Origin of the sequence: Paenarthrobacter sp. NPDC089307, assembly GCF_040685055.1 — a bacterium.
Lineage (GTDB): Bacteria > Actinomycetota > Actinomycetes > Actinomycetales > Micrococcaceae > Arthrobacter.
On the sequence record NZ_JBFBHE010000003.1, the window covers coordinates 416,279 to 437,532 of the forward strand.

At 62.1% G+C, this 21,254-nt stretch carries 21 protein-coding genes and 2 tRNA genes; 13 read left to right on the forward strand and 10 right to left on the reverse strand.

Features of this window, described 5'->3' with window-relative positions:
- Positions 1 to 19 precede the first annotated feature (19 nt).
- The 9 genes from recF to AB0N72_RS09555 all read left to right on the forward strand — a co-directional run bounded on the left by recF (position 20) and on the right by AB0N72_RS09555 (position 9,154).
- Positions 20 to 1,213 carry a DNA replication/repair protein RecF gene (gene recF / locus AB0N72_RS09515; RefSeq protein ID WP_363932343.1) on the forward strand — a complete coding sequence of 398 codons (1,194 nt, stop codon included), beginning with the start codon at positions 20 to 22 and terminating at the stop codon, positions 1,211 to 1,213.
- A complete protein-coding gene (locus tag AB0N72_RS09520) occupies positions 1,200 to 1,754 on the forward strand; it encodes a DciA family protein (protein ID WP_363932344.1) in 555 nt (184 codons plus the stop codon). Before recF ends, AB0N72_RS09520 begins: the two co-directional genes overlap by 14 nt.
- A 338-nt stretch (positions 1,755 to 2,092) precedes the next feature.
- A complete protein-coding gene (gene gyrB, locus AB0N72_RS09525; protein ID WP_363932345.1) occupies positions 2,093 to 4,171 on the forward strand; it encodes a DNA topoisomerase (ATP-hydrolyzing) subunit B in 2,079 nt (692 codons plus the stop codon).
- 61 nt (positions 4,172 to 4,232) lie between these two features.
- Entirely contained in the window at positions 4,233 to 6,905 is a 2,673-nt protein-coding gene (gene gyrA / locus AB0N72_RS09530; protein WP_363932347.1) for a DNA gyrase subunit A, read from the forward strand.
- Positions 6,902 to 7,624, forward strand: a complete 723-nt coding sequence (locus AB0N72_RS09535; protein ID WP_363932349.1) for a DUF3566 domain-containing protein — start codon at positions 6,902 to 6,904, stop codon at positions 7,622 to 7,624. Before gyrA ends, AB0N72_RS09535 begins: the two co-directional genes overlap by 4 nt.
- Positions 7,625 to 7,737: 113 nt before the next feature.
- Positions 7,738 to 7,811: transfer RNA gene (locus AB0N72_RS09540), tRNA-Ile, on the forward strand.
- 47 nt (positions 7,812 to 7,858) lie between these two features.
- Entirely contained in the window at positions 7,859 to 7,978 is a 120-nt protein-coding gene (locus AB0N72_RS09545; protein ID WP_363932352.1) for a DLW-39 family protein, read from the forward strand.
- A 71-nt stretch (positions 7,979 to 8,049) separates the two neighbouring features.
- Positions 8,050 to 8,125, forward strand: a tRNA-Ala gene (locus AB0N72_RS09550).
- 105 nt (positions 8,126 to 8,230) lie between these two features.
- A complete protein-coding gene (locus AB0N72_RS09555) occupies positions 8,231 to 9,154 on the forward strand; it encodes a DMT family transporter (RefSeq protein WP_363932353.1) in 924 nt (307 codons plus the stop codon).
- Between the two features lie 29 nt (positions 9,155 to 9,183).
- Here AB0N72_RS09555 and AB0N72_RS09560 read toward each other — a convergent pair whose 3' ends face one another.
- Together AB0N72_RS09560 and AB0N72_RS09565 are read right to left on the reverse strand one after the other, a co-directional pair.
- Positions 9,184 to 10,059, reverse strand: coding sequence for a glycosyltransferase family 2 protein (locus AB0N72_RS09560; protein ID WP_363932354.1), 876 nt, complete (start codon positions 10,057 to 10,059; stop codon positions 9,184 to 9,186).
- A gap of 129 nt (positions 10,060 to 10,188) precedes the next feature.
- The gene (locus AB0N72_RS09565; RefSeq protein ID WP_363932356.1) at positions 10,189 to 11,160 is read right to left on the reverse strand and encodes a hypothetical protein; all 972 of its coding nucleotides are present in this window, start codon (positions 11,158 to 11,160) and stop codon (positions 10,189 to 10,191) included.
- Positions 11,161 to 11,313: 153 nt separating this feature from the next.
- Between AB0N72_RS09565 and AB0N72_RS09570 the strand changes: the two genes are divergently transcribed.
- Together AB0N72_RS09570 and AB0N72_RS09575 are read left to right on the forward strand one after the other, a co-directional pair.
- Complete coding sequence (locus AB0N72_RS09570; RefSeq protein WP_363932359.1) at positions 11,314 to 11,856, forward strand: peptidylprolyl isomerase; 543 nt, start codon at positions 11,314 to 11,316, stop codon at positions 11,854 to 11,856.
- A gap of 21 nt (positions 11,857 to 11,877) precedes the next feature.
- Complete coding sequence (locus tag AB0N72_RS09575) at positions 11,878 to 12,732, forward strand: rhomboid family intramembrane serine protease (RefSeq protein ID WP_363932360.1); 855 nt, start codon at positions 11,878 to 11,880, stop codon at positions 12,730 to 12,732.
- On the opposite strand, the gene AB0N72_RS09580 is transcribed toward AB0N72_RS09575, so the two are convergent.
- The 7 genes from AB0N72_RS09580 to AB0N72_RS09610 form a co-directional block, all read right to left on the reverse strand.
- Positions 12,719 to 13,333: a GyrI-like domain-containing protein gene (locus tag AB0N72_RS09580; protein ID WP_363932362.1), complete on the reverse strand. Its 615-nt coding sequence runs from the start codon at positions 13,331 to 13,333 to the stop codon at positions 12,719 to 12,721. The genes AB0N72_RS09575 and AB0N72_RS09580 overlap by 14 nt on opposite strands.
- Before the next feature lie 737 nt (positions 13,334 to 14,070).
- Positions 14,071 to 14,670, reverse strand: a complete 600-nt coding sequence (locus AB0N72_RS09585) for a DNA-3-methyladenine glycosylase I (RefSeq protein WP_363932363.1) — start codon at positions 14,668 to 14,670, stop codon at positions 14,071 to 14,073.
- 127 nt (positions 14,671 to 14,797) lie between these two features.
- Positions 14,798 to 15,514, reverse strand: a complete 717-nt coding sequence (locus tag AB0N72_RS09590; RefSeq protein WP_363932366.1) for an alpha-ketoglutarate-dependent dioxygenase AlkB — start codon at positions 15,512 to 15,514, stop codon at positions 14,798 to 14,800.
- A complete protein-coding gene (locus AB0N72_RS09595; RefSeq protein ID WP_363932369.1) occupies positions 15,511 to 16,140 on the reverse strand; it encodes a methylated-DNA--[protein]-cysteine S-methyltransferase in 630 nt (209 codons plus the stop codon). The genes AB0N72_RS09590 and AB0N72_RS09595 overlap by 4 nt, the downstream gene beginning before the upstream one ends.
- Positions 16,137 to 16,667, reverse strand: coding sequence for an RNA polymerase sigma factor (locus AB0N72_RS09600; protein WP_363932371.1), 531 nt, complete (start codon positions 16,665 to 16,667; stop codon positions 16,137 to 16,139). The genes AB0N72_RS09595 and AB0N72_RS09600 overlap by 4 nt, the downstream gene beginning before the upstream one ends.
- Positions 16,667 to 17,176, reverse strand: a complete 510-nt coding sequence (locus tag AB0N72_RS09605; RefSeq protein ID WP_363932372.1) for a methylated-DNA--[protein]-cysteine S-methyltransferase — start codon at positions 17,174 to 17,176, stop codon at positions 16,667 to 16,669. The genes AB0N72_RS09600 and AB0N72_RS09605 overlap by 1 nt, the downstream gene beginning before the upstream one ends.
- 45 nt (positions 17,177 to 17,221) lie before the next feature.
- Positions 17,222 to 17,476, reverse strand: coding sequence for a cell division protein CrgA (locus tag AB0N72_RS09610; RefSeq protein ID WP_281451310.1), 255 nt, complete (start codon positions 17,474 to 17,476; stop codon positions 17,222 to 17,224).
- A gap of 158 nt (positions 17,477 to 17,634) precedes the next feature.
- Between AB0N72_RS09610 and AB0N72_RS09615 the strand changes: the two genes are divergently transcribed.
- Complete coding sequence (locus AB0N72_RS09615) at positions 17,635 to 18,462, forward strand: class E sortase (RefSeq protein WP_363932644.1); 828 nt, start codon at positions 17,635 to 17,637, stop codon at positions 18,460 to 18,462.
- A gap of 170 nt (positions 18,463 to 18,632) precedes the next feature.
- Positions 18,633 to 19,274, forward strand: coding sequence for an aminodeoxychorismate/anthranilate synthase component II (locus AB0N72_RS09620; RefSeq protein ID WP_363932375.1), 642 nt, complete (start codon positions 18,633 to 18,635; stop codon positions 19,272 to 19,274).
- 53 nt (positions 19,275 to 19,327) lie between these two features.
- Here AB0N72_RS09620 and pknB read toward each other — a convergent pair whose 3' ends face one another.
- Positions 19,328 to 21,250 (reverse strand): Stk1 family PASTA domain-containing Ser/Thr kinase, encoded by a 1,923-nt coding sequence (pknB, locus tag AB0N72_RS09625; RefSeq protein WP_363932378.1) that lies wholly within the window; start codon positions 21,248 to 21,250, stop codon positions 19,328 to 19,330.
- Positions 21,251 to 21,254 lie beyond the last annotated feature (4 nt).

Below are 21,254 nucleotides of genomic sequence, written 5' to 3' on the forward strand. Positions count from 1 at the left end.
CAGGAGTCCTGCAAACGGCGTGTACCTCGAACATTTATCGCTAACGGATTTCCGCAGCTACGCACAGGTGGACCTGAAGCTTGGGCCAGGCGTAACGGTCCTGGTGGGTTCCAACGGGATTGGCAAGACCAATCTGATGGAAGCCATCGGGTACCTCGCCACACTCAGTTCCCATCGCGTCAGCACGGATGCTCCACTGCTTCGCTTCGGAACGGAACGGGCTTTGGTTCGTGCCAGGCTGGTACGTGGCGAGCAGTCCACAGTGATTGAGCTCGAAATCAACGCCGGCCGGGCCAATCGAGGGCGGATCAACCGCGGTAATCCTGTGCGGGCGAGGGACATCCTGGGCATTTGCCACACGGTCCTTTTCGCGCCCGAGGACCTCGCGCTGGTGAAAGGCGATCCTTCCAACCGGCGTCGTTTCCTGGATGAGCTCCTGGTGAGCCTCGTTCCGCGGCATGCTGCCACCCGCAGTGACTACGATCGCGTCCTCAAGCAGCGCAATGCCCTCCTGAAATCGGCCCGTTCCGGAAAGTTCACTGCCGGCCATGAGGCAACCCTGGATGTCTGGGACCAGCACATGGCCCGGGCAGGAGCCGAACTCCTGCACGCGCGGCTCGAATTGGTGGAGCGGCTGCGCCCGCACCTGAACAGTGCCTACGCCCAGCTCACCGATGGCTCCAAGGACGCCGGTGCGGTGTACCGCTCCACCATCCAGGACATATTGGACGACGACGGCGGCCCGGCCAGCGCTGGGACGGAACCCCCGGCGTCGGTGGAGGATCTCCGGCTGCTGTCCGTTGACGAACTCACCGACCGCTACATCCAGGCGTTCGCCGCATCGCGGAAAAAGGAGCTCGAACGGGGCATCTCGCTGGTGGGGCCCCATCGCGATGAACTGGAGCTCACCCTTGGTCAAGCTCCGGCAAAGGGTTACGCCTCGCACGGTGAAACCTGGTCCATGTGCCTGTCCCTGCGCCTGGCTTCCTACTACGTCATGCTGGATGATGCCCGCACTGGAGGCACCGCACCGATCCTTATCCTTGACGACGTTTTTGCTGAATTGGATGTCCAGCGCCGGCGTAAACTGGCTGCAATAGTGGCCGGCGCCGAGCAGGTTCTGGTGACTGCCGCCGTCGATGCCGATATCCCCGAGGAGCTGGCCGGACGGCGCGTAACCGTTGTTCCGGGAGGCATCGATGGCGAAGGATAGTCCCGAGGGACTTCAACCGGGCCGGGATCCGGACGAAATCGACGCTGCCCAGGCCGCGCTGAACCGCATGCGTGAAGCGGCCGCAGCCCGAGGCGAAGTGCGGCAGCGGGCCCCCCGGCCGGGCTCCGCTCCAAAACGCAAAGGCCTTCGCGACACCAGGGGATTCACGCAGTTCCACGGCAGCGGCCGCGATCCCCTGGGACTGGGCAACGTCGTAGGACGCCTGGTGGCGGAACGTGGTTGGACTTCACCTGTTGCAGTTGGCTCCGTCATGGCCGAATGGGAAACCCTGGTAGGCGCTGACATCTCCGCCCACTGCACGCCCGAGAGCTTCACGGACACCACACTGCATGTCCGCTGCGATTCAACAGCGTGGGCCACGCAGCTGCGTTTGCTGAGTACCAGCCTCCTGGAGATGTTCCGGAATGAACTGGGCGAAGGCGTGGTCACCAGCATCCATGTACTGGGACCGTCGGCTCCAAGTTGGCGGAAAGGCGGCCGCAGCGTCAACGGTCGTGGCCCGCGGGACACGTACGGCTGAACGGCGTGCAGGGCGTTTGAACGCCCCCGAGTCGTATAGGCCCCCATCGGGACCTCCGCAGGGCCATTGCAGATAGGGCCAGCGGCCTCCCATCGGCATATTCAGCTCTGGGCTGCCCCCGTATTTGCAAGGATTCACGGGTTTCCACGATAGAATTGGCGTAGATCACTGAGCGCCGGTGAAACGCCGTCGGATCCTGAATCCACACCCGTGGCACTTCGGAACCTTCGTCGTCGGAGTAATCGGCGCAATCAGTCACGTGCCCGTTGGCGGCCGCGGTTCGCCGCGCGCTGCCCCGGGAACGGCCGACATCGAGTACAGAGGAGTCGAAAGCGCCTGTGGCTAACGACAATGCAGAGACCTTGGCAGTAGAGCCCGAAGAGGAGACTGTTCCCACGCCTGATACGCCCGCGGAGGCGCCCAGGGAATACGGTGCCAGCGACATCACCGTGCTGGAAGGCCTCGAAGCCGTGCGCAAACGCCCCGGCATGTACATCGGTTCAACCGGTCCCCGCGGCCTCCACCACCTGGTCTATGAAGTGGTGGATAACTCTGTTGATGAGGCCCTGGCGGGCTACTGCAGCCACATTGAAGTAACGCTCCGCGCTGACGGCGGCGTCCAGGTGGTCGATGACGGTCGCGGCATTCCCGTGGATATCCACCCCACCGAGGGCAAGCCCACGGTTGAAGTAGTCATGACCATCCTGCACGCCGGCGGTAAGTTCGGCGGCGGCGGTTACGCAGTTTCCGGTGGTCTCCACGGTGTCGGTATTTCCGTCGTGAACGCCCTTTCCCGCCGTGTGGATACCGAAGTCCGCCGCCAAGGCCACGTGTGGCGCATGACTTTCGCCGACGGCGGCAAGCCCCAGGGCGAACTCGTCAAGGGAGAAGAAACCGAACGTACCGGAACGTCCCAGACGTTCTACCCGGACGGCACCATTTTCGAGTCCACCGAGTTCGACTTCGAAACCTTGCGCGCCCGTTTCCAGCAGATGGCCTTCCTGAACAAGGGCCTGCGGATCACGCTGACTGACGAGCGTCCGGTCAACCGCGACGGCGACGACGACCTCGACCTCGATGCCGTAGCCACCGAAGGCGAAGTCGCAGCTGAACACCGCACGGTTGTCTACGAATACCCGGACGGCCTGCTGGACTACGTCAAGCACCTCAACTCGAACAAGAAGGTCGAGATCGTCCACGAGGATGTCATCGCTTTCGAGACCGAAGACACGGAGCGGCACATCGCCGTCGAGGTTGCCATGCAGTGGACCACGGCTTACTCCGAAAGCGTCCACACCTACGCGAACACCATCAACACCCATGAGGGCGGAACCCACGAAGAAGGCTTCCGCGCCGCGATGACCTCGCTGATCAACCGCTATGCGCGCGAGAAGAGCATCATCAAGGAAAAAGAAGACAACCTCACAGGTGACGACATCCGTGAAGGCCTCACAGCCGTTATCTCGGTGAAGCTTTCCGAACCGCAGTTCGAAGGCCAAACCAAAACCAAGTTGGGTAATTCCGAGGTCAAGGGCTTTGTCCAGCGCGTTGTCACCGACCAGCTCGGCGACTGGCTGGAACGGAACCCGGGCCCGGCCCGTGACGTCATCCGCAAGGCAATCTCAGCTGCCCAGGCGCGCATGGCTGCCCGCAAGGCACGCGACAACGCACGCCGGAAGAGCCCGTTGGAGTCCTTCGGCATGCCCGGCAAGCTCTCTGACTGCTCGTCCAAGGATCCTTCGCGTTGCGAGGTCTACCTCGTGGAGGGTGACTCGGCCGGTGGTTCGGCGAAGCGTGGCCGGAACCCGGAAACGCAGGCCATCCTGCCGCTGCGAGGCAAGATCCTGAACGTTGAGCGTGCCCGCCTGGACAAGGCCCTCGGCAACGCCGAAGTCCAGTCCATGATCACTGCGTTCGGCACGGGTATCGGTGAGGACTTCGATATCGCGAAGCTCCGCTACCACAAGATCGTGCTGATGGCAGATGCCGACGTCGATGGCCAGCACATCACCACCTTGTTGATGACCCTGCTGTTCCGTTACATGCGCCCGCTCATCGAGAACGGTTATGTCTACCTGGCACAGCCGCCGCTGTACAGGATCAAGTGGTCCAACGCAGCGCACGATTATGTCTACAGCGACCGCGAGCGTGATGAAACCATCCGCAAGGGGGCTGCAATGAACAAGCGACTCCCCAAGGACAACGGCATCCAGCGTTACAAGGGCCTTGGCGAGATGGATTACACCGAGCTGTGGGACACCACCATGGACCCTGAGCGCCGCACCCTGCTGCAGGTCACCATGGACGATGCTTTGGCTGCGGACCAGACCTTCTCCGTCCTGATGGGCGAGGACGTCGAGTCGCGCCGTAACTTCATCCAGCAAAACGCCAAGGACGTCAGGTTCCTCGATATCTAGGGTCCAACGGGCACCTGAATATTCCAGAGCTGACATATACCTGAAACGGAAACCTTAGATTATGAGTGACGAAACTCCCGAAGTTCCGGCGGATTCCACCGACGCCGAGGACGTTGTCCTTGAGGGCGATGTGCTGACAGACCGCGTGGAGCAGGTTGACCTGCAGACGGAAATGCAGCGGTCCTACCTGGACTACGCCATGGCCGTCATTGTGGGCCGTGCCCTCCCGGACGTGCGTGACGGCCTCAAGCCGGTGCACCGCCGCGTTCTGTACGCGATGTTCGACGGCGGTTACCGCCCGGATCGCTCGTTCAACAAGTGTGCCCGCGTTGTGGGAGACGTCATGGGTACCTACCACCCGCACGGTGACATGGCGATCTACGACGCCTTGGTGCGCCTGATCCAGGACTGGACCATGCGCTACCCGCTGGCGCTCGGCCAGGGTAACTTCGGCTCGCCCGGTAACGACGGCGCGGCCGCCCCGCGTTACACCGAAACCAAGATGGCCCAGCTGGCCATGGAGATGGTCCGGGACATCGACGAGGAAACCGTCGACTTCCAGGACAACTACGACGGCAAGAACCAGGAACCCACCATCCTGCCGGCGCGTTTCCCGAACCTGCTGGTCAATGGCTCCTCGGGTATCGCCGTCGGCATGGCCACCAACATCCCGCCGCACAACCTCCGTGAGGTTGCCGAAGGCGTCCAGTGGGCACTGGAGAACCCCACGGCCACCCGCGAAGAGCTGCTTGAAGCGCTGTTGCAGCGCATCAAGGGACCCGACTTCCCCACGGGTGCCACCATCCTCGGCCACAAGGGCATCGAGGACGCCTACCGCACCGGCCGCGGCTCCATCACCATGCGCGCAGTGGTCAACGTGGAGGAACTGCAGGGCCGGACCTGCCTGGTGGTTACTGAACTGCCGTACCAGGCCAACCCGGACAACCTGGCCATCAAGATTGCAGAACTCGTCAAGGACGGCAAGATCCAGGGCATCGCCGATCTCCGCGATGAGACCTCCGGCCGTACCGGCCAGCGCCTGGTGATTGTGCTTAAGCGTGATGCCGTGGCCAAGGTTGTCCTGAACAACCTCTACAAGCACACGCAGCTGCAGGACAACTTCTCGGCGAACATGCTGGCAATTGTCGACGGCGTTCCGCGCACCTTGAGCCTGGACGCCTTCATCCGGCACTGGGTGACGCACCAGATGGACGTTATTGCGCGACGGACCCGGTACCGCCTGCGCAAGGCCGAGGAAGAAGCGCACATCCTGCGTGCACTCCTTAAGGCCTTGGACATGCTGGACGAGGTCATCGCACTGATCCGCGCATCCAACACCACCGAAGCCGCCCGCGAAGGCCTCATGGAGTTGCTCGAAATCGACGAACTGCAGGCCCGGGCCATCCTGGACATGCAGCTCCGCCGTTTGGCCGCACTGGAACGCCAGAAGATCCAGGACCGCCACGCTGAGCTCGAAGCGATGATCGAGGAATACAACGCGATCCTTGCTTCCGAGGAACGCCAGCGCCAGATCATCAGCGAGGAACTCGCCGAAATCGTGGCCAAGCACGGTGATGACCGCCGGACGCACATCCTGATGGGCTTCGACGGCGACATGTCCATGGAGGACCTCATTCCCGAAGAGGAAATGGTTGTCACGATCACCCGTGGCGGCTACGTCAAGCGGACCCGCAGCGACAACTACCGTTCGCAGCAACGCGGTGGCAAGGGCATCAAGGGTGCCCAGTTGCGTGGCGACGACGTCGTGGAACACTTCTTCGTCACCACCACCCACCACTGGCTGCTGTTCTTCACCAACCTGGGACGTGTCTACCGTGCCAAGGCCTACGAACTTGCTGAAGCCGGGCGCGACGCCAAGGGACAGCACGTTGCCAACCTGCTGGCCTTCCAGCCGGACGAGCACATCGCCCAGGTTCTTGACCTGCGGGACTACCAGCAAGCTCCGTACCTTGTTCTGGCAACCAAGAACGGCCTGGTCAAGAAGACGCGACTGGAAGATTACGACACCAACCGCACGGCCGGCGTCATTGCCATCAACCTGCGCGACGGTGACGAACTGGTCTCCGCGCAGTTGGTCAGCGAAACAGACGACCTCCTCCTGGTTTCGCGGAAGGGGCAGTCCATCCGCTTCACGGCCACCGATGATGCCCTCCGCCCCATGGGTCGGGCAACCTCAGGCGTCACGGGTATGAAGTTCCGTGAAGACGACGAGCTGCTGGCAGCGGACGTGGTCCAGGATGGATCATTCGTGTTCATCGTGACCGAAGGCGGATATGCCAAACGGACTGCCGTGGACGAATACCGGCTCCAGGGCCGCGGAGGCTTGGGCATCAAGGTGGCCAAGCTTGCCGAGGACCGTGGGGACCTGGTTGGCGCGCTGATCGTCCAGGAAGAGGATGAAGTCCTGGTGGTCATGGAGGGCGGCAAGGTGGTCCGGTCAGCCGTGACCGGCGTCCCCGCCAAGGGCCGCGACACCATGGGTGTCATCTTTGCCAAACCGGACAAGAATGACCGCATTATCGAGGTTGCGCGCAACAGCGAACGCGGCTTGGAAGGCGAAGAGTCCGAGGACGGAGCCGACGATGACGTAACGTTGGCTGCAAACGACGGCGCCGCTGCGGTGTCCGTAACAGCCGCAACGGAAGACGACGCAGACCCGGACAATGAATCGGGCGCGGAGCTGAACGAAGACAATACCGGAGGTAACGAGTGAGTAATTCCGACTCATATCCCAAGCCGAGCACAGGTGTCCCCGGCGGACTCCGGCAGCCCTCGGGCAACACTCAGGGAGCTCCAGCGCGTCCCCAGCAGCGCCCGGGAGCAGGCTCCTCCGGCTCGGGTGCAGCAGGTGCCCGTCCCGCGACAGGTGCCAACACTGCTCCCCGTCCAGCCGGCGCCCCCGGACAGCGTCCCGCGCAGGCCGGACAGCGTCCCGCCCCCGCTGGTCAGCGGCCCGCAGGAGCCCCCGGACAGCGTCCGGCACAGCCTGGACAGCGCCCGGCAGGTTCTGCCGGCCAGCGTCCGGCACAGGGAGCGCCCGGCTTGGTAAAGCCAGCTCCCAAGGCGAAGGTGCGCCGTGCACGCCTTCTTGTGAGCAAGGTGGATCCGTGGTCGGTGCTCAAGATGGCCTTCCTGCTCTCTGTAGCGCTGGGCATCGTCACTGTTGTGGCAGCCATCGTCTTGTGGACCGTGCTGGACCTTACGGGCATCTTCAACCAGGTGGACAGCCTCCTGGGCACGCTGGCCGGTTCTGAAGGCAGCGGATTCGAATTGAAGAAGATCGCTTCCCTGGGCCAGGTTGCCTCATTTGCCACCATCATCGCCGTGGTGAACGTTGTCCTGCTGACGGCGTTGTCCATGCTGTCGGCAGTTCTCTATAACATTTCTGCAACATTGGTTGGCGGCGTTGGCGTCACCCTGACGGACGACTAGTAAAAAACCGCGGAAATCCGCCGATCCAGGCGGAAATCCACGGCGAATTTGCCTCGATTTGAGATCGGGCCGGGAAGTGCTGTACAGTCATATCTCGGCCCGATGAGGCATCGGGGCGTATAGCTCAGGCGGTTAGAGCGCTTCGCTGATAACGAAGAGGTCCCAGGTTCAAGTCCTGGTACGCCCACGGAACCTAAACAGGTTCAGGTAAAACTGAACCGGAATGAGGTACTTGTGAAGAAGTTGCTGGTAGTTGTAGCAGCGGCAATCGCAGGTGTCTTGGTTTATAAAAAGAACCAGGAATCCGAAGCCCGGAAGAATGTCTGGAGCAAGTCAACCGATACGGTTGATTAGCCGAGGAGCCCGGTCCTGAACTGGTAAAACCCAGTCCGGAGATGGGGTATGATTGACGGGTTGCTTCTTATGGGGGCATGGCGCAATTGGTAGCGCACCTGCTTTGCAAGCAGGGGGTTCGGGGTTCGAGTCCCCGTGCCTCCACCATAAGAAAAGTCCCGGTCAGCAATGACCGGGACTTTTGCATTTAACTACCGTCGTTTGATCCTCATGCGAGGATCAGCAGTTCACGCCACACACTAGGGTTGGTCTGTGAACCTTCTCATTGCCGCCTTGGGAGTCCTGGGTGTTGCTTCCTCCGGACCCCTTATTGCCGGCACGCTGGGGGCCACCTCCGTGACCGCGCTGGCCATAGCCTTCTGGCGGAACGCGATTGGCGCGGTGGTGATGGCCGCACCGGTGGCCGTCAGGGAGCCGAAATCCTTCGGCCGGATCACCCGCCGCGAGTTTGGCTGGTCGGTGGTTGCCGCCGTCGCGCTGGCTTTTCACTTTGCCTGTTTCATCACCGCGCTCCAGCTGACCTCCGTTGCTGCTGCCACCGCCCTGGTGTGTCTGCAATCGGCCTGGATCGCGGTCTTCCAGATGTTCAGGGGTACGCGGCATCGCTGGCCGGTCCTGGTCGGCCTGGGCACCGCTTTCCTGGGCGTTGTGGCCATCACTGGATTCGATATGGGTTCGTCCCCCGAAGCACTGCTGGGCGATCTCCTGGCCGTGGCTGGCGGCGCGCTGGCGGGCCTTTACACCCTGGCCGGCGGGAAGGCCCGCCAGTCCATGGCGACGGGAACGTACACCACCCTCTGCTACGGCATGTGCGCGGCGCTCGTGGCGGTGATGGCTTTGGTCAGCGGACAGCCATTGTCAGGGTTCGACGCCGGCGGCTGGCTTGGCATTATCGCCATCACCGTTTGCGCGCAGCTGGTAGGGCATACGGCCTTCAACCACTTGCTGGCGACCATGAGCCCTTTGCTGGTCTCCATGATCATCCTGCTGGAAATCCCGGGAGCAGCAATCCTTGCTGCCATCTTCCTGAACGAAACACTGCCTGCTGGTACCTATGCGGGGCTGGGACTGATATTGGCTGGCCTTGCCGTAGTAGTGGCGGGGCAGAGACGCAGCCGGTCGGGGCCTGACGTTCCGGAAGCTGACCGGAAGGAAGCCGAACTCGGCACTGACTGAAGCGCCGGCGTCGTGCGGTAAACGGTGGGTCAGACGCCGCCGCGGCGGGCGCCCTGTGCCGAGTTGGCCGTGTGGATGGCACGGAGCAGTTTGGCGGGGAAATACACCGAGAAGAACACCACCATGGGGGCCTTCAACGCCATTTTCTTGACGTTGTGCGCCTTGTACGTCCGGTCGAAGCGCTGGACGTAGTACCGGTAGTCCCGCGGCGAATCCTCGAGCCTGCGGGCAGACATGCCGGAGACCATTTGTGGCACGTACTGGACTTTGAGATCGTGTTCAAAGAGATGCAGCGAGAGATCGATGTCCTCGTGCATCTCATCTTTTTCGTCCAGGCACGCCTCGTCGCGGATGGTTTCCCAGGCGGTGCGGCGCAGGGCCATGTTGGAGCCGAACAGGAAGTGGTACTGGTGCTTGGCCAGGCGCAGCATGAGCTGCCGCATCTTGTCATCCGCCTTGAGTCCGAACCGGCGCATGGGCATGTCATAGTAGACCACCGGGCCCGTCGCAGCAGCTACCGAAGAGTCCATGAACGCCTTCTGGACCTGTTCAACCCAATCCGGTTCCAGGACGGAGTCGGCGTCGATGCGGCCCACCACGTCCCCGGTGGCGCTGTTCAGCCCGTGGTTGCGGGTCGGGATGAGGCCCTGGGCAGCGTCCTGCCGCAGAAGAATGATGGGGCTCTCAGGATATTCCTGCTGCATCTGGCGCACGATACGGGCGGTGCGGTCCTTGGACAGATTGTCCACAACGATGATCTCGTGGGCAGGCACCGACTGGTAAATGGCAGCGATGAGGCACTGGCGGATGACGCTTTCTTCGTTATACGCCGGGATGACAATGGAAACTCCCGGGGGCTCCGGGGCATCCTGAAGGGCACCCGTCAAGGGTCTATCGGCTGACATCCCATCAAATCTAACACCCGTCCCCTTGCCCCTGACGGAGGCTTTGGTTACAAGCCGGCAAACACTGAAGGGACCCCGGCGGCTGCCGGAGTCCCTTCAACGGTGAAACTGAATGTGGACGGAAAGCGATTAGCTGTTCGTACCCTTGGCGTCACTCTCTGCGCCGTCGGTGTCCTTGTTCAGGCTCGCTGCAATGTTCTTGACGGCCGTCTTGGCGTCGGTTGCTACCTTGCCCGTGGAGTCCTCGACGTTCTTGAATGCGTCCTTGGTGGCCTGCTCGGCTTCCGCGGCTGCCTCCTCCGGCGAGATATCCGTACCGCTGGGCTTGGTCGCTTCTGCGGCCGTGGCGGATGCGGCGGCGTCGGCCGGTGCGGCGGCAGGTGCGGGCGTAGCCGGAACCGGGGTCGGGGTGACCGGTGAAGGGGTCTTCCACGGGTCCTCAACCGGTTTGGAAGCCTTCCACGCGGCAACGCCGGCGGCAGCGGCTGCGGCGATGACCGTGACAATCAGCCAGCCACGCTTCTTGGGCTTGGGTTCCTTGCCCAACTTCGTGGAAACAGCCTTGGTGGCTTCGTCCGCCACAGCCTTGAGCTGCTTGCCCTTGGCCTGTGCCTGCTCCTGGACGCTGTGCACCACGCCTGAATCCACAAGCTTCTGCGCGACCGCATCAACCTGGGCGGGCGCATTCTCCAAAACATGGTGAACAGCCACGGAAGCCTGCCCCAACTGTTCGGACAGCTTGGGAAGGTACTCTTCCACTACTTTGTCCCGTGCAATGCCAAGCGCTGGAGTTGCCTTGTTGAGCGTCTCCTGGATCCTGGGCGTTGCGTCCTCGACGACATCGTGGATCTTGGGCGCGAGCTGCGCCAATCCATCCTGAATCCGCGGCGTAACTACTGCCACGCCGTCGGCGAGGTTGTGCGCTGCGGACTTCAGCCCCTCTTGGATCTTGGGGGAAGCGCTGTCAATGCCGTGCTGGATACGCGGAACAGCCCAGTTGACGGCTGCTTCCACGCGGGGCGCAGCCCAGTCGCGGGCGTTATCCACACCAACCGCAACGGATTGTTCGAGTTCGCGGGCAATACGGTCTGTTTTCTTCACAACTACCTCCCGATACACGTGCTCGTTTGTTGCTAGCCTACGTCGCTTGGGGAACACCGGCTATTCATCTGCCCGATTCGTCCCGGATTTCACCGAGCGCGGAACCGGCTTTACAACTGCAATGGCGTTGACCCTGCATGGAAGAATGGCCATATGACCATCGCAACAGCAAAAGCAACGATCCACACTACCCTCGGCGACATCAAGGTTGACCTCTTCGGCAACCACGCGCCCAAGACGGTAGCCAACTTCATTGGCTTGGCCACGGGTGAAAAGTCCTGGACGCACCCGGAAACCGGCGAGGACAAGACCGGAACTCCCCTGTACGACGGCACCATCTTCCACCGCATCATCAAGGACTTCATGATCCAGGGCGGCGATCCCCTGGGCCGCGGCGTCGGTGGCCCCGGCTACCAGTTCGACGACGAAATCCACCCGGAACTGAACTTCAACGCCCCGTACAAGCTGGCCATGGCAAACGCCGGTATCCAGATGGGCAAGGGCACCAACGGGTCACAGTTCTTCATCACCACGGTCAACACCGACTGGCTGTTCGGCAAGCACAGCATCTTCGGTGAGGTCACGGATGAAGAATCCCGCAAGGTAGTGGACGCCATCGAGGCAGTCCGCACCGGCATGGGCGACCGTCCCGTTGAAGATGTCGTCATCAACAGCATCGACATCGAACAGCTCTAATCACTCACTGAAGCTGAATTCATGAGTTACGGAATTCCGTCGGCAGAGCCGTCCGCTGATATTCCGGTATGCCCCAGGCATCCGGACAGGCCCTCCTATGTGCGGTGCCAGCGTTGCGGGCGCCCCGCGTGCCCCGAGTGCCAGCGGACGGCCGCCGTCGGGTTCCAATGCGTTGACTGCGTCAACGAACAACAACGTACGACGCCGGCCTACCGGTCTCCGTACGGCGGCGCCTTGGCCGTGGGCCGGCCTTTGGTGACGTTCACGCTTATCGGGCTCTGCGTCCTGGTCTACATCCTTCAGTGGATCGTGCCTGGTGACGTCATCTTCCAGGATTTCGCATTCGCCAATGTGCTTGCCGCCGCCGAACCATGGCGGATGCTCACGGCAGCATTCCTGCATTCCCAAGGATTCCTGCTTCACATCGTGCTGAACATGTACACGCTGTGGATCTTCGGACAGGCCCTCGAGCCGCTGCTCGGGCGTATCCGTTTCCTGGCTGTGTATCTCATCTCCGCCGTGGGTGGTTCGGTGGGCTACCTTCTGTTGACCCCTGACTCCCCCATGGTCGGGGTGGTGGGCGCGTCCGGTGCGATCTTCGGCCTTTTCGGGGCGATGCTGGTGGTGCAACGCCATCGGGGCGGAGACACCCGGCAACTGTGGATCCTGATCGCCATCAACGGTGCCATTGGTTTCTTCGTCCCCAGCATCGCCTGGCAGGCGCACTTGGGCGGACTGATTACGGGTGGCCTTGCTGCTGCCGCGATTGCCTATGCTCCCCGCGGCAAGAACCAGGCCCTGCTCCAGGCTGGTGGACTTGTCCTGGTGGCCGGTTTGCTGGCCGTAGTCACCTGGTTCCGCGTCACTGCCGGCTGACTGGCTGCCGCAGGATAGTCCTGAGTTTTTCCGGGGCAGTGCGCCGGGGATCACCCAAGTAGATCTCATGATGCCTGCCCGTCATGGACAGTGACTGCTCCGGTATGAAGCTGTGGTGCATCTCTTCAAGAACCGGTCCTTCGTCGTCGTAGGGCCCAACGTGAAGTGTCTGCACGCACAATCCCTCCTCCATGCTCTCCAACCGGAGTGCCGCTAGTGCCGGGGCCTCCCCCTTCCTGGCCACCACTGCGGCTGCTTCTTCCACATGCTCCTGAGTGATCCAATCCGGGACCATGTTCATGAGTGTCCAGTCCCAGAGTGATTTATCCCTGGCACTGGTGAAGGCATCCATGTCATCAGCCCACCAGAGGGCCTCCAGCGGCATGACGCCGTAGTCGCGGCCGAGCTCGCCCTTGCTGAAGAACTTGAGCTTGTAGGCAACGGGATACAGGGTGGACAGCGCGTCCCGGTATGACTGGGATGTATTGGGATCGCCCTTGCCATCGATCATCAAATACTGGATGGGTGGGACGGTAACCACGGCGAACACGCCCCTACGCGCCGTGTACGTGGGTATCAGCTTCTTGAAGTCGCTTTTCATGGGACCACCGTAAGCTCTGGCCGTTCAAGGCTCCACCCGCGTGAGCCCTTGTTATCCACAGCCGTTATCCACACTGTGAGTAACTTACAGGTGTGTAGTTATTCGGGTTTTCCGTCATTGCAGCCCTCAGGGCCGTAGATATCCCCCGAAAGGCATGGATTTTTCCACACCTGTGGATAACTTTGTCCCCGTCATGCCCAAATATGTGGACAAGAAGGCTGGTTTTGGGGCTTCTGTGGACAACCCTGTTAATCGCCGTGCACAACGTCGGCTATCAACAGGCTTATCAACAATGTTATTAACTTACATACGTGTAGTTCACCGTTCTTCACACCGCTCGATCGGCGGCATGGCAGGGATTCCCATGGTGAAACCCACAAGTTTTCCCCACCTGTGGATAACTTGTGGGTAGGGGGTTGTTGTTAAGTGGGTAACCTGTGGCCCCTTAGGCGTCCGGGGCGTGGTGTACTTCGCCAGCCAATCGTCAGCCAACCGGGCCAGGCCGGCTTCGACAGGACCGTCTTCGGCAAAGCCGACAATCCTGGTGCGTTGAATATTCGGTGAACCTTCGGCCACTATCCACAGAGCCGTGCACAGTGGGTATAAGTATGCCCTCCGGGTTGCCGGGGCAATACTGGCGGCATGACGCCGATTCGGGCCTGAAGTACATGGATGTCCACAGAAGTTATCCACGCTTGTGGATAAAGTTACGCACTTCTGTGGATAGGAACTGTGGACTAGGACCAGACTCCCGAAGTTCCGCGCCGATGGCTGTCCACCAAGTGGGTATCGATGATGCCAACGGCTTCCATCAGGGCGTACATGGTGGTGGGGCCGACGAAAGCGAAACCCTTCTTCCTTAATGCTTTGGAGAGGGCAATTGATTCCGGGGAGGTGGTGGGGATATCGGCCAGGCTGCGCGGCGCCGGTGTGCTCTCCGGCTGGAAGGACCACACGAAGTCCACCAGTCCGCCTTCATCGCGCAAGGCAATAGTGGCCTTGGCGTTGGTGATTGCGGCACGGATCTTCAGGCGGTTGCGTACGATGCCGGCATCAAGCATGAGGCGTTCGACGTCGGACTCGGTGAAAGCGGCGACACTTTCCGGGTGGAAATCGAGGAATGCCTTCCTGAATGCTTCGCGCTTCCTGAGGATGGTGGCCCACGAGAGACCGGCCTGGAACCCTTCCAGGCTGATTCGCTCGTACATGCCCTGTTCATCGCGAACAGGCATTCCCCACTCGTGATCGTAATAGGCCTGCATCAGTGGATCAGAGGCAGCCCACGAGGGGCGCGCCAGGCCGTCTGGTCCAATGATGGTGCCGTTATCCGGGGTCATGCCTACTCCTCCGAGGACCGGGCTGCCTCAGCGCCAGCCATGTACGTAACTGCCGGAGATATTCTGCCCGGCTCCTGTGACATTAACACCCGGGCCGCAAGGAGTCAGGTTTCCCGGATTCCCCGGCCTACGGCAAACCCGTGACGCGCATGGTGATGTTGATGCGTCCACGGCCGAGGCCGCAGCCATCAGGAGCCGTTCCAGGGAGCACCTTGGGAATGCCGTGATAGGCAAACCTGGAAGGACCTCCGAAGACAAAGAGGTCACCGGAACGTAGTTCCACGTCCGTGTAGGGCTTTGTGCGCGTCTGGGTGTTGCCGAACCGGAAAATGCAGGTGTCGCCGATGCTGAGGGACACTACGGGAGCGTTGGATTTCTCATCCTTGTCCTGGTGCATCCCCATGGCAGCGCCGTCGTCGTAGTAGTTAACCAGGGCGGCATCGGGTGCGTAGCCGCTGGAAAGGCCGGCCAGGGACTCTTCAACGCCAATGTCCGCCGAGTAAGCGGCCGCAACTGCCTTTTGCCCCAGGCGGGCCATCCAGTCCGGGAAATCGAGGACAGCTTGCCCGTTGACGTCGGCAGCCGTCCGTGTGTAGCGGTACGGCTGCCAATGCCAGCCCAGGCAGACGGTTCGCACGGACATCTGGTGCCCGCCCGGAAGGGTGGCGGCCCTCAGCGGAACAGGCCCCTGGGTCCATTCGCCAAAACGGTCCACAATCCACCGCTGCTGCTCCAAGGTCAGCCAACCAGGCACATGAACCGCGCCGGGCCGCACAAGGCGGGGACCGGCGTCGTGGTTTTCCGGCTGAACCAGCTCCAGCGGGAAGAGTGCGTCGTCGCTCACGCAGCTGCCTCCAGCGTGAGCAACGCGCGTTTGGCCTCTGGCCCACCAAGGTAGCCACCAAAAGTGCCATCGGACTTGACCACTCGGTGGCACGGAACAATCACGGGCAGCGGGTTGGTGGCGCAAGCGGTCCCCACAGCGCGGACCGCATTGGGGCTGCCTGCCGCCTGGGCAACCTGTGCATAACTCGCGGTGTTGCCATACGGAATCCTGGGCAAATGGCGGAGGACGTTCAGCCGGAAGCCGCGGGACAGCCGGAAATCGAGGAGGAGATCGAACTCCTTGCGCTTGCCTGCGAAATACTCTTCGAGTTCCCGCGCTGCGTCGTCCAAGCGCGTGGGCGCTTCGAGGACGCGTGGGCTCACCGTGTCCGCCAGCAGTTGCAGTACGGACTCGTGGTTCTCCAGTTCAAAAGCCACCCGGATGATTCCACGGTCCGTGGCCGCCAGAAGGAGCTTCCCTACCGGCGAATCCACTGTCCGGTAGGCAATATCCAGCGTGTGGGTCAGCTGTGCGTCGCGGGCCAGCCGGGCGTGCAGACCGGCAAGCGCTGGCTCAAGCCCGACATCCAGCGGCTCCAGGAGAGACAAGACACCGGCATCCCCGGGATTGACTTCGTGGGTCATTGGATTTCACCTTTCGACGATGAATGGACCAGCGAACCGGGGGCTTGAATGGACGCCCGCAGGGCTTTGACGCCATCCGCACCAGCGCGGCGGGCGGCCTCCGGGGAACTGCCCAGAAGGGCGCCGATCTCCTTGTAAGGGAGTCCGGCGAAGTAGTGGTACGCCACGGCCTGGCGCTGCCTCGGAGGCAGCTTGGCGACGGCGTCGAGAAGCTCGGTGTCCCTGTCGCCTGGAAGACCCAGGCTGGTCGGTTGTTCGGGAGGGAGATCCACAGGGAGGGCTCGTCGCGCTCCCGCACGCAGATGGTCAATGCACTTGCGGTGGGCGATGGTGACCAGCCACGCCTCTACGTTGGCGCCGATGGGGAGATCAGGATAGGCCTGAAGGGCCGCCAGGAAAGTATCGGACCAAGCGTCGTCGGCGTCGTGGACACCGAGGATCGCCCGGCACACCCGAAGCACTATTGCACCGCGTTCCTGTACAACTGCCTCGAACGGTTTCTTGATGGCGGGATGTCCGGTGTCCATTAGAAGAGCTTGCCCTCTCTCACGGAGGCCGGCTCTTCCAATTCCAAAAGGAAGCGCTTGTTCCGGAGCCCGCCTGCATATCCCGTGAGCTGGCCATTCCGACCCACCACGCGGTGGCACGGGATAATGATGCTCACCGGATTCCGGCCCACTGCGGAGCCAACCGCCTGTGCCAGGTTGGGATCTCCCAGTTCCGCGGCGAGCTCCCCGTAGGTGACAGTTTCCCCAAACGGAATGTGTTCCAGCCGCGCCCAAACCCTTTCCTGGAAGGTGTTCCCGCGTGCCTCAAACGGGACGTCGAATTCGGTGCGTTGACCGTTCAGGTACTCTTCCAGCTCACGCTGCGTGCGGGCAAAAACCGGATCCTTGATGGTGGTCGGCTCTCCAAAGTAGTCGGGCGGAGGCATATGCCAGTGCCCTTCGTAGAAGATGCCCGTCAAGAAGTCCCCACGGGCAGTCAGCGTCAACTGCCCCAGTGGGGAATCCAACCTGGTGTGCCGGTTGCTCATATCCTGTAGACGATGCAGAGCACTGAAAAGTGAGGTCCGGGTTCCCTAGGAGCGCCAGCGTGTGGTCATCAGGAAGCCGACAATCGCGATTCCGAAGCCTGCCACGATGTTCCATGAGGCCCAGTCGCGGACCGGGAACTGGCCTTCGGTGATATAGAACGTGATGATCCAGAGAAGACCGAGGATCATCAACCCGAACATTACGGCCTTGTACCAGACCGGGTTGGGCTTGTACTGCTGCGTGGCCGAAGTCTGTTGGGCCTGGCGGGCTGGCCGCTTGCGGGGCTTGGACTCGGGCACGGATCCTCCTGGACTGTTCGGTTAATACCCGTTCCAGCCAGCCTTGGTATCCTGCAGGAAGGAAATTTCCAGCGGTTAACGGCCACACGGCGTTCCGGGTTGGTTCTAGCTGTCAAGTCTAGCCGCAACTCGGGACCCGCCTGCGACGTCCGCGCCCTATACGAGGAGACCCTGTGGCGCACCAGCAGACGACGGCGGCATCTGCCGTGCCGTCCGCCAGCCAAGGGGAGGAATTGCGGCCCCGGAAGAAGCGCCGCGCCTCGGATGTGATCCGCAAGATCAGCCAGATCCTGGGTGAACTGCTTATTACCGCGGGTGTCGTCCTGCTCCTCTTCGTGGCCTGGGAATTGTGGTGGACCAACGTGGAAGCGGACGCCAAGCAGACCGAGGCCGTCAAGAGCTTCGCCCAGGACTTCGCCGGACCGATCGCTCCGGCGGCGCCAGCGGGCCCGGTGGACTACGGCCCGCCCGTGGTTGGGAAGGCGCCGGGGTACGGTGGAACCATCGGCATCATGTACATCCCGCGCTTTGGCCAGGACTACACCCGCCCCATCATCGAAGGCACGGGCTCGGACGTCCTGGACACCTTGGGCCTGGGACACTACGGCAGTACGTCCATGCCCGGGGCTCCGGGCAACTTTGCGGTGGCGGGCCATAGGCAAACCCACGGCGCGGTGCTGGACAACATCCACACCCTGGTTCCCGGGGACAAGATCTACGTCCAAACCGCGGATGGGTACTACACCTACGTTTTCCGGAACAACCAGATTGTCCTGCCTGACCGCACCGACGTGCTGCTTCCCGTGCCAACGCAACCGGACGCCACCCCCACGGAAAGCGTCCTCACCATGACCAGTTGCAACCCCCGGTTCGGCTCACAGGAACGCATCATTGCTTACTCGCTGCTGGATAGTTGGCAACCTGCTTCAGCGGGTCCGCCGTCGGAAATCGCCGCCCAAGTAGCCCGAACCCACGGAAAGGGGTAGCAGATGTATGCATGGATCTTCCGGAATTTGCCTGGCCCGCTGTGGGTGCGGATCCTGACTTCTTTGGTACTTGTGGGCGTGGCCCTTGTACTGATGGTCGAGTTCCTCTTCCCCTGGTTTTCCCAATTCACCACATTGACTGACTCAACGATTGGTTTAGTGCAGCAACCATGAGCACAACAAAAATCCTGGTAGTGGATAACTACGACAGCTTTGTCTACACCCTGGTGGGCTACCTCCAGGAACTGGGCGCCGAAACAACGGTGGTCCGAAACGATGACGTGACGCTTGCCGAGGCCACAGAACTGGCAGCAACGCGGGACGGCGTGCTGGTCTCCCCAGGCCCCGGCACCCCGGCTGAAGCCGGCGTCTGCATCGAGCTCATCAAATGGTGTGGCGAGGCCTCCAAGCCCATGTTCGGCGTCTGCCTGGGCCACCAGGCCCTCGCTGAAGCCTATGGCGGAGTGGTGACCCACGCTCCCGAGCTCATGCACGGCAAGACTTCACCGGTGCGTCACGAAGGCAAGAGTGTCTTCGCAGGCCTTCCCTCGCCCGTTACAGCCACCCGCTACCACTCGCTCGCAGCGGTCCGCGACTCCATACCGGACGTCCTGGAGATCACGGCGGAGACCACAAACGGCGTTGTCATGGGCCTTCAGCACAAGACCGCTCCCTTGTGCGGCGTCCAATTCCACCCGGAATCAGTGCTCACTGAGGGCGGTTACCAGATGTTGGGTAACTGGCTCGAGTCCTTGGGCATGACCGGTGCCGCCGAGCGCGCCGCCAAGCTGAGCCCCCTGATCAAGCAGTAGATACCGCCTGCCAGTAATTACCGGTTCCTGACCCCGCGGCTTCGGCCGCGGGGTTACTTCTTGGTGGACGTCGGAGTTGGCTTCGGCGTGGGGGTTTCTGATGGTGTCGGGGTGGGCGTCGGTGCTGGGGGCGGCGGCGGAGCCTTGGCAACGGTCACTGTGATCGTCTTGCCCTGGTCTACTTCGCTGTTGAACGCCTCGCTCTGGGCGGTAACCTTGCCCGCCTCCACCTGCGAGTTTTCCTGCTCCACCACCACCATGACCAAGCCGTTGGCCTTCAACGCGGCCTCGGCCTCCGTCTGGGGAAGACCGATGAGTTGCGGCATCAGGACCTTGCCGGAGGAGATCTGCAGTTCCACATTGGAGGTGGTGGCAATCGGAGCGCCCGGTGCCGGAGCTGTGCCGATGACAAGCCCCATGGGCACGGTGGCGCTGTGCGTCCGGACACTGCTGATTTTGCCCGTGATGCCCAGCTCCCGGAGGGCGTCCGTGGCATTCGCTTCGGTACGCCCCACGATGTCCGCCGGAATGGTCACGGAACTGGGACCGCTGGAAACCTTCAGGACGACTTCGCCGTCCGGGGCCACCAGCGAACCAGCAGCGGGCGCGGTGCCAATGGCCATGTCCTTGGGGACGGTACCGCTTGGCTCACGTACCGACTTCGGCACCAGTTTGAGCGAATACAGTTTCTGGATCGCTTGGGATTCGGTCATGTTGGCGACCACCGGGACCTCGACCTTGGCAGGTTCGGCCGGCTTGGCATTCATGAGGTTGTAGAGCCAGAACCCGCCGCCGGCAAGTACCAGGATCGTGAAGATCACCAAGGTGGCAACCCAAGCACGACGCCGGGACCGCTGGCCCGCGGGCCGCTCACGTTCCGGTGGGAGGCCCAAGGGAAGGGGTTCTTCGTGCGGCTGGTCAAGCTGTTCTTGTTCAAGGGACTCATCCTTGAACTGATCGACATCCAGGAATCCCACGGCCGTTGTGCTGAGCAGCTGCGTGGCCGGATCTTCCTCTTCCACGAGGTCGTTGGGATCCGTGGGAGCCTCACTGGCAGGCAAGGCCGGCACCGGAATGCCGTTGCTTGCGGCCCGGAGGGCCCTCCGGAAGGCTGCTGCATCCTGGAAACGGTCCGTTCGGCTCTTCTGCAGCGCCTTGACCAACACAGAGTCCAGGGCTTCGCTGACCTCCGGGTTGTGGGAACTGGGGAGGTCCGGAGTTTCCCGGACGTGCTGGTAGGCCACGGAAACGGGGCTGTCGCCAACAAACGGCGGCCTGCTGGTCAGCAGTTCATACAGGAGGCATCCGGCCGAGTAGAGGTCGCTGCGGGCGTCCACGGTTTCGCCCCGGGCCTGTTCCGGCGAGAGGTATTGCGCGGTACCGACCACGGCCTGCGTCTGCGTCATGGTCGCCGCAGAATCGGCCATTGCCCGGGCGATGCCGAAGTCCATGACTTTGACGTCACCGGTATCGGCACAGACCATGACGTTGGCCGGCTTGATATCGCGGTGCACGATGCCCGCCCTGTGGCTGTACTCCAGGGCGGCAAGGACTCCCAGCGTGTAGCCCACGGAATCCTCGACGCCCAGTTCCTTGGCCTTGATCATGTCCCTCAGGGTGCGGCCCGAGACGAACTCCATGACGATGTACGGAACACGAACGTCCTCACCGGGGCCGCCCGGAACCGAATACTCACCGGTGTCGAAAATGGCCACGATGGAGGGGTGGTTGAGCGCCGCGACAGCCTGGGCTTCCCGTTTGAAACGGGCCTGGAACTGGGGATCGCGGGCAAGGTCGGCACGAAGGACCTTCACCGCGATGGTTCGTCCCAGCAGGGTGTCCGTTCCCTTGTACACGTCAGCCATGCCGCCGCGGCCGATCAGCTCACCGAGTTCGTAGCGACCATTGAGGATGCGTTGTGAAGACACAGGCGTGCTCTCCTCTCGATGCGCGGGGCCGGGACGGGACGTAGACATAGCG

Coding starts and splice junctions, on each gene's coding strand:
- AB0N72_RS09520 (WP_363932344.1), top strand. CDS start 1,200: ATGGCGAAGGATAGTCCCGAGGGACTTCAACCGGGCCGGGATCCGGAC.
- gyrA (WP_363932347.1), top strand. CDS start 4,233: ATGAGTGACGAAACTCCCGAAGTTCCGGCGGATTCCACCGACGCCGAG.
- AB0N72_RS09560 (WP_363932354.1), bottom strand. CDS start 10,059: ATGTCAGCCGATAGACCCTTGACGGGTGCCCTTCAGGATGCCCCGGAG.
- AB0N72_RS09570 (WP_363932359.1), top strand. CDS start 11,314: ATGACCATCGCAACAGCAAAAGCAACGATCCACACTACCCTCGGCGAC.
- AB0N72_RS09575 (WP_363932360.1), top strand. CDS start 11,878: ATGAGTTACGGAATTCCGTCGGCAGAGCCGTCCGCTGATATTCCGGTA.
- AB0N72_RS09580 (WP_363932362.1), bottom strand. CDS start 13,333: ATGAAAAGCGACTTCAAGAAGCTGATACCCACGTACACGGCGCGTAGG.
- AB0N72_RS09585 (WP_363932363.1), bottom strand. CDS start 14,670: ATGACCCCGGATAACGGCACCATCATTGGACCAGACGGCCTGGCGCGC.
- AB0N72_RS09595 (WP_363932369.1), bottom strand. CDS start 16,140: ATGACCCACGAAGTCAATCCCGGGGATGCCGGTGTCTTGTCTCTCCTG.
- AB0N72_RS09600 (WP_363932371.1), bottom strand. CDS start 16,667: ATGGACACCGGACATCCCGCCATCAAGAAACCGTTCGAGGCAGTTGTA.
- AB0N72_RS09605 (WP_363932372.1), bottom strand. CDS start 17,176: ATGAGCAACCGGCACACCAGGTTGGATTCCCCACTGGGGCAGTTGACG.
- AB0N72_RS09620 (WP_363932375.1), top strand. CDS start 18,633: ATGAGCACAACAAAAATCCTGGTAGTGGATAACTACGACAGCTTTGTC.
- pknB (WP_363932378.1), bottom strand. CDS start 21,250: ATGTCTACGTCCCGTCCCGGCCCCGCGCATCGAGAGGAGAGCACGCCT.